Origin of the sequence: Streptomyces sp. NPDC050418 (assembly GCF_044458745.1) — a bacterium.
GTDB lineage: Bacteria > Actinomycetota > Actinomycetes > Streptomycetales > Streptomycetaceae > Streptomyces.
On sequence record NZ_JBITIG010000001.1, the window covers coordinates 708,936 to 723,914 of the forward strand.

Genomic DNA, 14,979 nt, shown 5'->3' on the forward strand with positions numbered 1-14,979 from the left:
GCAGTGGTCGTGCGGGGCCGCTACTTCGAGGACGTGTCCTCGAGCGCGGCCTGCTCGGCGGCCAGGCCGCCCGCCGCGACCTTGCCGCGGACCTTGTACCAGCCGGCGACCAGCGCGAGCGCGATGAGCGGGATCAGGTACAGGGTCGGACGTCCGATCTCGGCGTCCTTCCACATGAGACCCAGGACCGTCAGCAGGAAGACGATCGTGACGATCTCGGTGACCGGGCTCCAGGGGAGCTTGAACTTCGGCAGGGGCAGCAGGCCCGCCTCGGCCCGGCGGCGGAACACCAGGTGGCAGAGCATGATCGTGACCCAGGTCGTGATGATGCCGAGCGCGGCCACGTTCAGGACGATCTCGAAGGCCTTGTCCGGCATCAGGAAGTTGAGGCCGACGCCGAGCACACACACGGCGGAGGTCAGCAGGATGCCGCCGTACGGCACCTTGTTGCGGCTCATCTTCGCGGTGAACGCCGGGCCGGAGCCCGCCATCGCCATCGAGCGCAGGATGCGGCCCGTCGAGTAGAGACCCGAGTTGAGCGAGGACATCGCGGCCGTGAGGACCACGAGGTTCATCACGTCACCGGCGGCGGGGACGCCGATCGAGGAGAGGACGGTGACGAAGGGGCTCTCGTCACCGGAGTACGCCGAACCCGGCATGAGCAGCGCGAGCAGGACGACGGAGCCGACGTAGAAGACACCCACGCGCCACATGATCGAGTTGACCGCGCGGGGCACGATCTTCTGCGGCTCGGCGGTCTCGCCCGCCGCGACGCCGACCAGTTCGAGGGAGGCGTACGCGAAGACGACACCGGTCATGACGACGACCACGGGCATCATGCCGGACGGGAAGAGCCCGCCGTTCTCGGTGATCACGTGCAGGCCCGGGGTCTGGCCGCCCACGTCGGACTGCGTGACGAGCAGGAAGATGCCGATCAGCATGAAGATCACGAGGGCCGCGACCTTGATGATCGAGAACCAGAACTCCATCTCACCGAAGATCTTCACCGAGATCAGGTTGATCGCGAGCACGATCGCCAGGGCGATCAGCGCGAGCACCCACTGCGGGATGTCGGTGAAGAAGCTCCAGTAGTGCGTGTACATCGCGATGGCGGTGATGTCCGCGATACCGGTCGTGGACCAGTTGAGGAAGTACGCCCAGCCGGCGACGTAGGCGCCCTTCTCGCCGAGGAACTCACGGGCGTACGAGACGAACGAACCGGACGACGGCCGGTAGACGACCATCGCGCCGAGCGCCCGTACGACGAAGAAGGCGAAGATGCCGCACACCAGGTAGGCGAGGGCGAGACCCGGTCCGGCCGAGTTGAGACGACCGCCCGCTCCGAGGAACAGACCGGTACCGATCGCTCCACCGATGGCGATCATGTTGATGTGGCGGGCCTTGAGGTCCTTGCTGTATCCCGCGTCGCCTGCATCGGCGGGCACGTCGGCACCCGTGCGGGGGGCCTCCGGTGCCGTGGTGACGGCTTCCTTGCTCACGCGCTGTTCACTCTCAAGAAAAGGGGGACAGTGGGGGGACATGCAAAATCCGTGCCACCCCTGACGCGGCACGGACCTCGCACACCATGACCCACTGCCCTGTGAACCGACGGTGGCCGAGGTCACAGAGCGGGACATCTCACATGGTGATCAGGGTCTGTACAGGAAGCCGGTGTCCACCATGCACCCCTCTGTCGCCTACGTCTCGTCCACGTACCGCCGCCGCAGTTCGTCCTTGAGCGAGCGCTGGAACGCCGTGACCAGGGCCTGCACCACCATCGGCTGCATGGCCGCCGACAGCGACTTCATCGCCTCGACCGCCGCCGGATCCGACGCGCGGTCCCGGTAGGGGCCCCAGACCTCGTCCTGGAAGAGCCGCGTCAGCTCCTTCGCGGCCTGACGCGAGTGCTCCAGCATCACGTCCCGCGCGGCCAGGATCGTGTCGTGCGCGATCGGTACGTCGAGCAGGCGCAGGCCCAGGTGCAGCAGGCCTGGGTCGATGCGGAAGGTCTCCGGGTCCTCGGTGCGCTCCAGGACGCTCATCGCCGCGAGCCGGTCGATGTCGGTCTCGGCGAGCGAACCGCCGCTGCGCCGTGTCAGCTGCTCACGGCTCATCTCCGTGGCGCCCTCGGGAATCCAGCTCGCCACGAGGGCGCGGTGGATCGCGAGGTCGTGTGCCGTCATGTCGGCCGGCAGCTGCTCCATGTACCGCTCGATCGCGGCCAGGGTCAGACCGTGGTGCTGCAGCTCCTCGATCAGCGCGAGCCGGGACAGATGCGCCGCTCCGTAGCGGCCGACGCGGCGCGGGCCGATCGACGGCGGCGGCAGCAGGCCGCGGGTGCTGTAGAAACGCACGGTCCGCACGGTGACCCCGGCACGGGCCGCCAGCTCGTCGACGGTGAGCGAGGGTCCGTACCCGCCCGACGCGCGCTCCTCTTCTTCTTCCCGCACAGGCTGCCCATCGGCCTGGGTGGTCATCGCTCGCGGCCTCGCTTCCCGCCTTGCCTCACATTGCAAACGTGCAGTGGAACAGTATTGCTGTCGCACCAGGACTGCCATGGCAGCGCGTGCCACGGGAGCCCTTCGCGGGACTCCCGTGGCACGCGTCGTACTCCTGTTGCCGTGCCCTACTTGTCGCTGAAGATCTCGCCCTTCTCCGCCTTCGCGACCAGGAGCGCCGGCGGCAGGAAACGCTCGCCATAGCGGTCGGCCAGCTCGTGGGCGCGGGCGACGAAGGCGGCGAGCCCGACGCCTGCCCCGGCGCCGCCGTCGTACCCGTTGATGTACTGCAGGACGCCGCCGGTCCAGCCCGGGAAGCCGATGCCGAAGATCGAGCCGATGTTGGCGTCGGCGACCGAGGTCAGGACGCCTTCCTCCAGGAGCCGCACGGTGTCGAGCGCCTCGGAGAACAGCATCCGCTCCTGCATGTCACGGAACGGGATCTCGTGGCCCGGCTTCGTGAAGTGCTCCCGCAGACCCGGCCAGAGCAGCCCGCGCTTGCCGTCCTCGCCGTACTCGTAGAAACCGGCGCCGGACGAGCGGCCCTTGCGGTCGAAGTCGTCGATCATCCGGTCGATGACGGCCTCGGCGGGGTGCACCGGCACGGTGCCGCCCTCGGCCTCGACGGCGCGGCGGGTCTCCTCGCGGATCTTGCGGGGCAGCGTGAAGGTCAGCTCGTCCATGAGGGAGAGGACCTTCGCCGGGTAGCCCGCCTGGGCCGCGGCCTGCTCGACGGAGGCGGGCTCGATGCCCTCGCCGACCATCGCCACGCCCTCGTTGATGAAGTGGCCGATGACCCGCGAGGTGAAGAAGCCGCGCGAGTCGTTCACGACGATCGGGGTCTTGTTGATCTGGCGGACCAGGTCGAAGGCGCGCGCGAGGGCCTCGTCGCCGGTGCGCTCGCCCTTGATGATCTCGACGAGCGGCATCTTGTCGACGGGCGAGAAGAAGTGCAGCCCCACGAAGTCGCCCTGGCGCTCCACGCCCTCGGCGAGCGCGGTGATCGGCAGCGTCGAGGTGTTGGAGCAGAGCAGCGCGTCGGGCTCGACGAGGTGCTGGATCTCCTGGAACACCTTGTGCTTGAGCGCCGGGTCCTCGAAGACGGCCTCGATGACCGCGTCGCAGCCCGCGACGTCCGCCGGGTCGGCGGTGGGCGTGATGCGGGCCAGGAGCGCGTCGGCCTTCTCCTGGGTCGTACGGCCGCGGGAGACGGCCTTCGCGCAGAGCTTCTCGCTGTAGCCCTTGCCCTTGGCGGCGGACTCGGCGGAGACGTCCTTGAGGACGACCTCGATGCCCGCGCGGGCGCAGGAGTACGCGATGCCGGCGCCCATCATGCCCGCGCCGAGCACGGCGACCTTGCGGACCTGGCGGGGCTCGACGCCCTGCGGGCGGTTGGCGCCGGAGTTGACGGCCTGCAGATCGAAGAAGAACGCCTGGATCATGTTCTTCGCGGTCTGCCCGGTGACCAGCTCGGTGAAGTAGCGGGCCTCGATGACCAGCGCGCTCTCGAAGTCGACCTGCGAGCCCTCGACGGCCGCGGCGAGGATGTTGCGCGGGGCCGGGTAGGGGGCGCCGTTCAGCTGCTTCTTGAGGTTGGCCGGGAACGCGGGCAGGTTCGCCGCGAACTTGGGGTTGGCCGGGGTGCCGCCGGGGATCCGGTAGCCGGGCTTGTCCCAGGGCTGCTGGGACTCGGGGTTGGCCTCGATGAAGGCGCGGGCTTTCTCCAGCATCTCCTCGCGCGTGGCGGCCAGTTCGTGCACCAGTCCGTTGTCGAGGGCGCGCTTGGGGTTGTACTGCGTGCCCTGGAGCAGCACCTTGAGCAGCGCGTCGGCGATGCCCATCAGGCGCACGGTGCGGGTGACGCCGCCGCCCGCGGGCAGCAGACCGAGGGTGACCTCGGGCAGACCGATCTTCGAACCGGGGGCGTCGAGGGCGACGCGGTGGTGGCTGGCCAGCGCGATCTCGTAGCCGCCGCCGAGCGCGGCGCCGTTGATGGCGGCGACGACGGGCTTGCCGAGGGTCTCGATGCGGCGCAGCGAGGCCTTGATGCCGAGGCCCGTCTCGAAGACGGCCTGGGCGTCCTCGGGGCCGGCCTTCATCATGTCCTTGAGGTCACCGCCCGCGAAGAACGTCTTCTTCGCGGAGGTGTAGATGATGCCGCGGATCGAGTCCTTCTCGGCCTCGGCGCGGTCGGCGATGGCGGCGATGGAGTCCTTGAACGCCTGGTTCATGGTGTTCGCGGACTGGTTGGGGTCGTCGAGGACGAGCGTGACGATGCCGGTGTCGTCCTGCTCCCAACGGATGGTCGTGCTCTGCGTCATGGGTACGTCTCCGTGAAAGTCCGTGTCGGGAAAGCTTCGTTGACGGGGGCGGCGTGGCCAGGGGCCAGGTGGCCGGGCCCGGGGGCGGCGGCGCAGCCGCCCGCCTTCAGGGGCGCGGGGAACTGCGCGACCAGCCACCCACAACCTGCAGGCGGCACCGCACAGAAGCCCTACGGCGAGGGGCCTAGATCCGCTCCACGATCGTGGCGATACCCATACCGCCGCCAACACACAAGGTGGCCAACCCGAACTGCTTGTCCCGACGCTCCAGTTCGTCCACGAGCGTGCCGAGGATCATCGCGCCCGTGGCGCCCAGGGGGTGGCCGAGGGCGATGGCGCCGCCGTTGACGTTGACCTTGTCGAGGGAGAGGCCCATGTCCTTGACGAAGCGGAGCACGACCGCCGCGAAGGCCTCGTTGATCTCGACGAGGTCGATGTCGTCGATGGTCAGACCCGCCTTGGCCAGAGCCTTCCGCGTGGCGGGCGCCGGGCCGGTGAGCATGATTGTCGGCTCGGAGCCGGAGACCGCGACGGAGACGATGCGGGCGCGCGGCGTGAGGCCGCCCCGCTCCCCCGCCTCCTTGGAGCCGATCGCGACGAGCGAGGCGCCGTCGACGATGCCCGAGGAGTTGCCCGCGTGGTGGACGTGGTCGATCTTCTCGATCCAGTGGTACTTCTGCAGCGCCACCGCGTCGAAGCCGCCGAGGTCGCCGATGTCCGCGAACGAGGGCTTGAGCCTGCCGAGCGAGTCGGCGGTGGTGCCCGGGCGCGGGAACTCGTCGTGGTCGAGGACGACCAGACCGCTGCGGTCCCGTACGGGAACGACCGAGCGCTCGAAGCGGCCGTCCTTGATGGCGTTCGCGGCGCGCTCCTGGGACAGGGCCGCGTATTCGTCGACATCGCGGCGCGTGAAGCCCTCGATGGTCGCGATGAGGTCCGCGCCGATGCCCTGCGGGGCGAAGTTGGTGTCCCAGTTGGTCATCGGGTCGGCGAACCAGGCGCCGCCGTCCGAGGCCATCGGGACGCGGGACATGGACTCGACGCCGCCCGCGAGGACCAGGTCCTCCCAGCCCGAACGGACCTTCATCGCCGCCATGTTGACGGCCTCCAGGCCCGAGGCACAGAAGCGGTTCTCCTGGACGCCGGCCACCGTGTCGGGCAGGCCCGCGGCGATGGCGGCGATGCGCGCGATGTCCGAGCCCTGGTCGCCGACCGGGCCGACGACACCGAGCACGATGTCGTCGATGGTGCCCGGGTCCAGGTTCGGGTTACGGGTCTGGATCTCCTTGATCAGGCCGGTCACCAGGTCGATCGGCTTGGTGCCGTGCAGGGACCCGTTGGCCTTGCCGCGACCGCGCGGCGTGCGGATCGCGTCGTAGACGTACGCTTCGGTGCTCACGAATCATGCCCTTTCGGGGGTGCGGGGTGAGGGTGGGAGGTGCGGGGGCTGGGTCGGCAGGGCCTACGGCAGCAGCGACCGGCCGATGATCTCCTTCATGATCTCGGTGGTCCCGCCGTAGATGGTCTGGATACGGCCGTCGGTGAAGGCGCGCGCCACGCGGTACTCGGTCATGTAGCCGTAGCCGCCGTGCAGTTGGAGGCAGCGGTCGGCGACACGCTTCTGCAGCTCGGTGGCCCACCACTTCGCCATCGAGGCGTGGACGTGGTCGAGCGTCCCGTTCGCGTGGTCCTCGATACAGCGGTCGAGGAAGGTCCGGGTGACGGCGCACTCGGTGGCCATCTCGGCGATCTCGAAGCGGATGTGCTGCAGCTTGGCGAGCTTGCGCCCGAAGGCCTCGCGCTCCTGCACGTACTCCATCGTGATCTCGACGAGGTACTCGGCGGCGGCGATGGCGGCGACCGCGATGCCCATACGCTCCTGGGCGAGGTTGGTCATCAGGTGCAGGAACGCGCCGTCGAGCTCACCGAGCAGGTTCTCCTTGGGGACCTTCACGTCCCGGAAGAACAGCTCGGCGGTGTCCTGGGCCTTCTGGCCGATCTTGTCGAGGTTGCGGCCGCGCTCGAAGCCCTCCATGCCGCGCTCGACGACGAGCAGGGAGAGTCCCTTGGCGCCGCCCTCGGGCGTCGTACGGGCGACGACGATCACCAGGTCGGCGAGGATGCCGTTGGAGATGAAGGTCTTCGAGCCGTTGAGCAGCCAGTGGTCGCCCTTGTCCTGTGCGTGCGTCTTGATGCCCTGGAGGTCGGAGCCCGCGCCCGGTTCGGTCATCGCGATCGCGGTGACGATCTCGCCGTTGCAGAATCCGGGCAGCCAGCGCCGCTTCTGCTCGTCGGTGGCGAGCGAGGTCAGGTACGGGCCGATGATGTCGTTGTGCAGGCCGACGGCGAGGCCGGAGGCGCCGGCGCGGGTGAACTCCTCGGCGAGGACGGCCGAGAAGCGGAAGTCGGTGTTCCCGCCGCCTCCGTACTCCTCGGGCACGGCGAGGCCGAGCAGGCCCTGCTTGCCGGCCGCGCGCCAGGCGTCGCGCGAGACGATGCCGTCCTTCTCCCACTGCTCGTGGTGCGGGATCACCTCCCGTTCGAGGAATGTGCGGACCGAGGTACGGAAGGCCTCGTGCTCCTCGCCGTAGAGCCTGCGCTCCATGCGCTGTGGTCCGGTCGGGCCCGTCATGCCTGCTCCTTCTCGTCGGTGGGGCGGTCCGCGGCGGGGGTGCGGCGGTCGTCGGTGAGGCCCGGGACGTCCCAGTCGCGGGCGACTTCCGCGGTGTGCGCGCCGGGCAGCGCGGGGCCGGTGCGGACGGCCGAGGGCGTGGCGGAGAACCGGGGGGCGGGGGCGGGCTGGGTGATGCCGCCGTGCTCCACGAAGGTGCCGCGCTCCTTGAGGTGCGGGTGGTCCGGGGCCTCGCGGAGGGACAGGACCGGGGCCACACAGGCGTCCGAGTCCTGGAAGGCGGCCGTCCACTCGTCCCGCGTACGCGTCCTGAACCGCGCCTCGATCGCGGAGCGCAGCTCGCCCCAGCGGGCGAGGTCCTTGCGGGCGGGCGCCTTGTCCGCGATGCCGAGGACGGTGACGAACTCGTCGTAGAACTGCTGCTCCAGGGCGCCGACGGCCATGTAGCCGCCGTCCGACGTCTCGTAGGTGCCGTAGAACGGGCAGCCGCCGTCGAGCAGATTGGCGCCGCGGCGGTCCTGCCAGCCGCCGGCCGCCATCATGCCGTGGATCATCGACGAGAGGTGTGTGGCGCCGTCCACGATCGCGGCGTCGACGACCTGGCCCTCGCCGCTGGTGCGGGCGTGCTGCAAGGCGGCGAGGAGGCCGACCACGAGGTAGAGGGAGCCGCCCGCGAAGTCGCCGACGAGGTTCGCGGGGATCGCGGGGGCCTCGTCCGGCTTGCCGATCATGCCGAGGGTGCCGGTGATCGCGATATAGCCGATGTCGTGTCCGGCGCGCTGGGCGAGCGGGCCTTCCTGTCCCCAGCCGGTCATCCGGCCGAAGACGAGGCGGGGATTGCGGGTCAGGCACTGCTCCGGGCCGACGCCGAGGCGTTCGGCGACGCCCGGGCGGTAGCCCTCGATGAGGAGGTCGGCGCGCTCGACGAGGTCGAGGACGCGGGCGGGTCCGTCCGCGGCCTTCAGGTCGATGACGACGGATCTTTTGTTCCGGTTGGTGATGTCGTACTCGGCTTGGATGGCGAGCCCGGCGCCGCCCGGCCGGTCGATCCGCACGACGTCCGCGCCGAGGTCGGCGAGGAGCATCGCGGCGAAGGGACCTGGGCCGATGCCGGCGAGCTCGACGACCCGCACTCCTGCGAGTGGGCCGTTCCCTGCCATTCGAACCCCCTGCGTCCGCTGGTGAGTTGTCGCGGGGATGCGGCCCGCTCCGTCTGTGACACAACCGCTGTAACATCAGCGATGTTAGGAACGGGGCGTGACGAAGGCAAGGGTTCCGAGCAAGCGCTTATTTTCTGGCAGGTCCACCGGCTTCTCCTACGTGACCTCCCGCTCCTCACATCACCTCCCGCCCCTTACGTGGCCTCCCGCCCCTCGTCCAGCTCCGCGACCCGCTTCTTCGGTGCGATCGAGCGGTAGCTCTCCTCCACCCAGTCGCACAGCAGCTCCGCCGCCGGTGCGCCCTTCTCCTCCAGCGGGATGCGGACCCAGCCCGCCTTGCCGAGCCCGTAGCCCGCGGGCTCCGCGCCGGGGGACGTCAGGGCATGGGCGTGCGCCTCGGGATTCTTGAGCTTGACGGTGACACCCATGGGGTACGAGCCGTCGTTCATCCCGAGGAAGACGAAGACCTTCTTGCTCACCTTTGCGACAGTTTCGCCCCAGGGGAAGTCCTCACCGGCGCCCGGCAGTTCCAGGGCGAAGGCCCGTACCTTCTCCCACTTGGTGAGCGCCGCCTTCGTGGGTTTGCGCCCCGCGGGCCGTGCCTCGGCCATGACCGTCTCCGTCCTGGCCGGGCCCCTTGCACCGGCCTCCACGGTGCACGCTAGCCTCGGCCACCGACAACGGCGCGGGGGCAGGCTGAAGGGTGAGCCATGAGTGAGCGGGATCAGCGCGAGTACGACATCGTGCTGTACGGGGCGACCGGTTTCGTCGGCACGCTGACGGCCGAGTATCTGACCCGCCATGCACCGCAGGGGCTCCGCTGGGCGCTGGCCGGACGCAGCAGCGGCAAGCTGGAGCGGCTCCGGGAGCGGCTCGCCGCGATCGATCCGGCGGCCGCGGGGATCGCGCTGATCGCGGTGGACTCCACGGACAGCGAGGGCCTGCGGAGGCTCGCCGCGTCGGCGAAGGTCGTGGCGACCACCGTAGGGCCGTACGTCCGGTACGGGCACGACCTGGTCGCGGCCTGCGCGGACCTCGGCACGGACTATCTGGACCTGTCCGGCGAACCGGAGTTCGTGGACGTCACCTACGTACGGCACGACGCGCGGGCCCGCGAGACGGGGGCCCGCCTGGTGCACGCGTGCGGCTTCGACTCGGTGCCGCACGATCTCGGTGTCTACTACACGGTGCGGCAGCTCCCCGAGGGCGTACCACTGCGCGTCGACGGTTTCGTCCGCGCCTCCGCGATGTTCTCGGGCGGCACCTTCGCCTCCGCGCTCGGCCAGTTCGCACGCGGCCCGCAGATGGCCGCCGCTGCCCAGGACCGGCGCCGGCACCAGCCGCGCCTGGTGGGCCGCCGCGCGTACGCCCCGGTCGGCACACCGCACTACGCGGGCGAGGTCGGCGCCTGGGCGCTGCCCCTGCCGACGATCGACGCCCAGATCGTCCAGCGCTCGGCCCGCGCTCTGGAGCGCTACGGACCCGACTTCCGCTACCGCCACTACGCGGCCGTCCGTACCCTGCCCGTCGCGTTCGGCGGCGTCGCGGGCCTGGCCGGCCTCCTGGCCGCGGCCCAAGTCCCGCCCGTCCGCGCCTGGTTGTCCTCGAAGCTCGCCCCGGGCGAGGGCCCCGACGAGCAGCGCCGTGCCCGTAGCTGGTTCTCGGTCCGCTTCATCGGCGAGGGCGGCGGCCGCCGGGTCTACACGGAGGTCGCGGGCGGTGACCCCGGCTACGGCGAAACGGCCAAGATCCTCGCGGAGTCGGCCCTCGCCCTCGCCTTCGACGACCTCCCCGCCACGTCCGGCCAGCTCACCCCGGTGACGGCGATGGGCGACGCCCTCCTGAAGCGCCTCCAGCGGGCGGGGATCACGTTCCGGGTGGCGGCGGTGCGCTGAGCACGACCAGGTCTCGGCGCACCTGCGGTCACGGCTTCCAGATGTACGGCGTCGTCACGCTCAGCTGCTCGAAGCCCAGGCGTTCCAGGATCGGGCGGCTGGTGGGGAGGGCGTCGACCTGGAGGTAGGGGATGCCTCGGGTGGTGGCGATGGCCGTGCGGTGGGCGACCAGGGCGCGGTAGATTCCGCGGCCTCGGTAGTCGGCGATGGTGCCACCGCCCCACAGGCCCGCGAAGTCCGCGTCGTTGCGGAGTTCGATGCGGGCCGCGCTGACGGGGCGGTCGCCGTCCATGACAACGGTCAGGACGAAGCTGTCCGGGCGGTGGGTGAGGCGGTCGAGCATCTGCTGCCTGAGCCAGTCGGCATGGGTGCCGAAGGCCTTCTCGTGGACCTGTGCGGCGAGGTCGATGCCCGCCTCGTCGGTGACGTCCACCAGGCGCAGTCCGTCGGCGAGTTCGACCGTCGTGGAGAGCGCGGCGGCCTCGGCGATCATCAGGCTCTCGGGTTCGTCGGCGGTGAATCCGGCGCGCGTCAGGCGCTCGCCCAGGTCGGCGGGCTCGTCGTGGGTGTAGGTCTTCCACTCGAATTCGAGTCCCAGAGCGCCGTAGTGGCGGATCTGGTCGGCGATGGCCGCGTCCGCCGTCGACGCGTCCAGGGTGGAGTGCACGACTCCGTTCCAGTCCGCGGCTCCCCCGGTCTGCCGCACCACCGTTCCCGTGGACTCGACACGGGTTCCCGGGTGGTCGGCCGTCATCCCACGCCGTACCTGCCGGTCGAACACTCGCAGCACTTCCGCATGATCCATGCGGGCATTCGAGCATCTGCGGACCGGCCGCACAAACGCTTAACGGGCGACGGCCGCGTCCGCCAGCGCGCGGCGGCACAAGGAGTCCGCGCGGCGGGTCGTCTCCGGCTGGCGGTAGCGCGGTGCGAGGCGCAGCGTGAGCGCGCAGGCGTCGTCGAGCGAGACGCGGTGGCCGACCGAGACGAAGACCGGCTTGATCCCGGCCTGGGTGCGCAGCGCCCGCCCCACTTCCTCGGTCCCGTCCAGGAGCGGGGACGTCGCACCGCGTGCGGCGCCCGGCTCCTCGTACGAGAACGTGAACGGGTTCTTCGCGACGCCGATCGTGGTCAGGTCCGTCACGACCCCGAGGTGCGCGGCGAGGCCGAAGCGGCGGGGGTGCGCGAGGCCGTAGCCGTCGCAGACGACCGGTCCCGGGTCGGCGGCCAGCGCCTCCAACGCAGCCAGCACGGCGGGGAGTTCGCGGAAGGCGAGGAGGCCGGGGACGTACGGGAAGGAGACAGGTCCGACCGCCGTCGCCTCCTCGACCACGTCGAGGGTCCGAGCATCGAGCACGACCGCGGCGGCCGCGACGAGGTCCCGTTCGTCGTCGTAGGCCACGTCGACCCCGGTGACATGCACGGGCTCGGGCCCGGCTGCGGAGGGGGCGAGGACGACCCGCGGGCGCAGCGAGTCCTGGACGGCGCGCGCCTCGGCCTCGGTGGCGGGCCAGTCGGCGGGAAGGGTGAAGTGAACGGCAGCCATGGTGCGGTCGAGGGTACGTGAGGCACCCGTACCCCCGACCGGCCAGGGCGGGTCAGCCCACGTTGTCCGTGTGCGTCACGCCGTCCGTGCGGTACTTCGCCACCTGTGCCTCGACCTGTGCGGGCGTCAGGATCTGGTCCTGCGCGTAGTACACGTAGTCGACCTTCTCGTCGTACGCACGCGGCGTACCGGAGGCGACGAGTCCGCCGGAGATGATCCAGTGGTTGAGGTTGATGGACATCGCCGTCTCCGGCAGATACGGCTCACCGTGCGTGCCGAACAGCTGCCCGTCCACGTAGTACTTGATGGACGTGTTGTCGACGGTGACCACCAGGTCGTGCCAGCCCGCATAGCTCCGGCGCACCTCGGTGTGGGTGTTCACGGCCTGCCACGGCTCGGGGTTGTAGGTCTCCCAGGACGTGGTGTACAGGATGTTGGCCGGTTCGCCCCAGCCGCCGTTCGGCAGGTACTCGAAGTCGAGTTCGCCGTAGTCGGGGTCCATGGGCGCGTCGAGCGGGGTGATGGTGAAGAACGTCTGCACCATGTGGTCGCCGTCCGGGCCCGAGTTCGGGGTGTCGCTGAAGTGGACGCGGGCCGCGTACGTGCCCTTGGTGAACTTGCGCTGGTGGAACAGCTCCGTCTGCTTCGTACCGGCCGCCGTCCCATCGGTGCTCGTGCGCAGCGTCATGACGCTGTTGCCCGACTCCTCGGCGAACGTGACCTGTTCGGGCGCCCAGGTCGCCCCGGGCGCGCCGGGCCCGCCGGGTCCCGACTTCACGGTCCAGCCGCGCTGGGCGATCCGCGGGTCGTCGTGCGCCGTGTAGTCGAGGTCGTCGAAGAGCGCGGGCTTGGTGGGGTCGGGCCCGCCCGGGTCACCGGGATCGCCGGGATCACCCGGGTCGTTGCCTTCGGGGGCTGTGCCCCACAGGAGCGTGCCGCCGCGCTGGACGGTCACCTTGCTCCAGTCCGCGTACGCGGTCTGGGACGGCCCGAACGAGTAGTCGTCGCGCTGGTCGAGCGGCTGCCAGTCGGTGCGGTGGAAGCGAAGTTGCATGTCACCGGTGTCGGCGCCGGAGGCAAGCGATCCCGCGCCCGATGTGAAGCCGATCTCCAGATAGCGGTCGGCGGTCGCGGTGGGCTTGGTGAGCGTGCCGAAGGTGCCCGTGATGTTCGAGCAGCCCTTGCTCGCCCAGGAGCAGGCGAAGCGGTAGGTGGTGGAGGCGGAGTCGGCCTTGAAGTAATAGCGGACGGTCAGCCCGCTCAACTGCACGCTGTCCGCACCGGAGTTGGTGAGTTTCAGCCAGGGTTCGGCCTGGTCACTGCCGGTGGAGCCGGTGTGGTACTGGGCGGTGACGGACTCGGCTGCCGCCGCCGCGCCGGGCGCGGCGAGGGCGCCGGCCGCGCCGAGGGCCAGGGCGGACGCGCCCACGGCGGCCATCCGCAGTCTTCTGCGCAAGGGGACGTGCACGAGGTGTTCCTCCTCATGGTGGGGGTGTACGGCCGTCGCGCGACGGCCGCCGTCAGCGCGCCGTGAGGCGGCGCCGGAAGTCGGTGAGGTCCCGCGGCCCTTCGCTCCAGGCGACTTCGGCGAGGGCGGCGAGCCGCGGGAAGAGCAGGTAGTCGATCTGCGAGGGAGTGGCCGCGTACTCGGTCCAGAGCTGCGCCTGCGTGCCGAGGACACGGGCGGACTCCTCGGCCGGCCAGTCGGCCGGGGCGGGTTCTCCGGAGTAGACGTCCTCCAGGGTGACGGGCGCGCCCGGCTGGCCTGCCGGTTCGTGCGCGGCGTCCGACTGCGGGTAGTCGAGGTAGGTCGCGCGGTGCGGGGTCATCACCACGCGGTGCCCGCGGCGCGCGGCGTCGAGCCCGTGGCCCGCGTCGCGCCAGGGCATCACCACGAACTCCGGCGGCAGCGCGGTCGCGTCGGGCTCCGCCCAGCACACCGGCGTACGGCCCTGTTCGATCAGGAAGGCGCCGGCGCGGCGCAGGAACCACGCGCCCAGCTCCTTCGCGCTCAGCCCCGCCGCCGCGGCGACGGCGACGGCGCGCGGGCTCTCCTCCCACTCCACGGTGGGGCATTCGTCGCCGCCGATATGGATGTACGGGCTGTCGAAGACGTCGACCACTTCGTCGAGCACGGCCCGTACGAAGGTGAAGACCTCGTCGTGGACGCCGAGGGTGTTCTCGCAGATCCCCCAGCGCTCCCACACCGCGTGCCGCCGCTCGGGCCGGTTGCCGAGCTGCGGGTACGCGGCGAGCGCGGCGCGTACATGCCCGGGCATCTCGATCTCCGGCATGACGCGAACCCCGCGCGCGGCGGCGTACCGCACCAGGTCACGCAGCTCCGCCTTGCTGTAGTGCCCGCCGTGCGGGATGCCGTCGCCTTCCGTCTGGGCGCGTACGGAACCGACCTCGGTGAGCCGCGGGTAGGCGTCGACGGGCATCCGCCAGCCCTGGTCGTCGGTGAGGTGCAGATGCAGGACGTTGAGTTTGTACGCGGCGATCCGGTCGACCACGTCGCGGACGTACCCGATCGGCTGGAAGTGGCGGGCCACGTCCAGCATCGCGCCGCGCCAGGCGAAGCGCGGGGCGTCGCTGATCTGGGTGCAGGGCAGCCGGCCCTCGCGTTGCCGCAGTGAGGCCAGTGTGTGCGCGCCGTTGAGCAGTCCGGCGCGGGTGCGGGCGCGCAGCAGGACCGCGTCGCGGCCCACCGTGAGCCCGTAGCCCTCGTCGCCGAGTCCGCTGAGGGCGGGGTCGAGCGCGAGGACGAAGGGGCTGTCCGCGGCCGGGCGCAGGGGCAGGCCGGTGCGGATGCGGAGCAGTTCCGCCGCGGGCTCCGCCCCGGGCGTCAGGTGCAGGGTGGTCTCCGGGCCGAGGTCGAAGTGCCCGCTCTGGCGCACGACTTGGCGGGGTCGGGGGATCAGCATCCA

Annotated in this window: 12 protein-coding genes; 1 reads left to right on the top strand and 11 read right to left on the bottom strand. The window is 70.7% G+C overall.

What is annotated here, in order from left to right; translation table 11 throughout:
* Positions 1-20 precede the first annotated feature (20 nt).
* The 7 genes from ACIBI4_RS03225 to ACIBI4_RS03255 form a co-directional block, all read right to left on the bottom strand.
* Positions 21-1,499, bottom strand: coding sequence for an amino acid permease (locus ACIBI4_RS03225; RefSeq protein ID WP_399201801.1), 1,479 nt, complete (start codon positions 1,497-1,499; stop codon positions 21-23).
* A 198-nt stretch (positions 1,500-1,697) separates the two neighbouring features.
* Entirely contained in the window at positions 1,698-2,477 is a 780-nt protein-coding gene (locus tag ACIBI4_RS03230; RefSeq protein WP_399201802.1) for a MerR family transcriptional regulator, read from the bottom strand.
* A gap of 149 nt (positions 2,478-2,626) precedes the next feature.
* Positions 2,627-4,819, bottom strand: coding sequence for a 3-hydroxyacyl-CoA dehydrogenase NAD-binding domain-containing protein (locus ACIBI4_RS03235; RefSeq protein ID WP_399201803.1), 2,193 nt, complete (start codon positions 4,817-4,819; stop codon positions 2,627-2,629).
* Between the two features lie 184 nt (positions 4,820-5,003).
* Positions 5,004-6,218 carry an acetyl-CoA C-acetyltransferase gene (locus ACIBI4_RS03240; protein WP_399201804.1) on the bottom strand — a complete coding sequence of 405 codons (1,215 nt, stop codon included), beginning with the start codon at positions 6,216-6,218 and terminating at the stop codon, positions 5,004-5,006.
* Between the two features lie 63 nt (positions 6,219-6,281).
* Complete coding sequence (locus ACIBI4_RS03245; protein WP_399202023.1) at positions 6,282-7,424, bottom strand: acyl-CoA dehydrogenase family protein; 1,143 nt, start codon at positions 7,422-7,424, stop codon at positions 6,282-6,284.
* A gap of 23 nt (positions 7,425-7,447) precedes the next feature.
* Positions 7,448-8,611: a CaiB/BaiF CoA transferase family protein gene (locus tag ACIBI4_RS03250; RefSeq protein WP_399201805.1), complete on the bottom strand. Its 1,164-nt coding sequence runs from the start codon at positions 8,609-8,611 to the stop codon at positions 7,448-7,450.
* Between the two features lie 194 nt (positions 8,612-8,805).
* Entirely contained in the window at positions 8,806-9,222 is a 417-nt protein-coding gene (locus ACIBI4_RS03255; protein ID WP_399201806.1) for an MmcQ/YjbR family DNA-binding protein, read from the bottom strand.
* A gap of 99 nt (positions 9,223-9,321) precedes the next feature.
* On the opposite strand from ACIBI4_RS03255, the gene ACIBI4_RS03260 reads away from it, so the two are divergent.
* Positions 9,322-10,506: a saccharopine dehydrogenase family protein gene (locus tag ACIBI4_RS03260; protein ID WP_399201807.1), complete on the top strand. Its 1,185-nt coding sequence runs from the start codon at positions 9,322-9,324 to the stop codon at positions 10,504-10,506.
* Between the two features lie 28 nt (positions 10,507-10,534).
* On the opposite strand, the gene ACIBI4_RS03265 is transcribed toward ACIBI4_RS03260, so the two are convergent.
* The 4 genes from ACIBI4_RS03265 to ACIBI4_RS03280 all read right to left on the bottom strand — a co-directional run bounded on the left by ACIBI4_RS03265 (position 10,535) and on the right by ACIBI4_RS03280 (position 14,976).
* A complete protein-coding gene (locus tag ACIBI4_RS03265) occupies positions 10,535-11,311 on the bottom strand; it encodes a GNAT family N-acetyltransferase (RefSeq protein WP_399201809.1) in 777 nt (258 codons plus the stop codon).
* Positions 11,312-11,350: 39 nt separating this feature from the next.
* A complete protein-coding gene (locus ACIBI4_RS03270; protein WP_399201810.1) occupies positions 11,351-12,052 on the bottom strand; it encodes an endonuclease V in 702 nt (233 codons plus the stop codon).
* A 52-nt stretch (positions 12,053-12,104) separates the two neighbouring features.
* Positions 12,105-13,490 carry a cellulose binding domain-containing protein gene (locus ACIBI4_RS03275; RefSeq protein WP_399202025.1) on the bottom strand — a complete coding sequence of 462 codons (1,386 nt, stop codon included), beginning with the start codon at positions 13,488-13,490 and terminating at the stop codon, positions 12,105-12,107.
* 82 nt (positions 13,491-13,572) lie between these two features.
* The gene (locus tag ACIBI4_RS03280; protein WP_399201811.1) at positions 13,573-14,976 is read right to left on the bottom strand and encodes a beta-N-acetylhexosaminidase; all 1,404 of its coding nucleotides are present in this window, start codon (positions 14,974-14,976) and stop codon (positions 13,573-13,575) included.
* Positions 14,977-14,979: the final 3 nt, after the last annotated feature.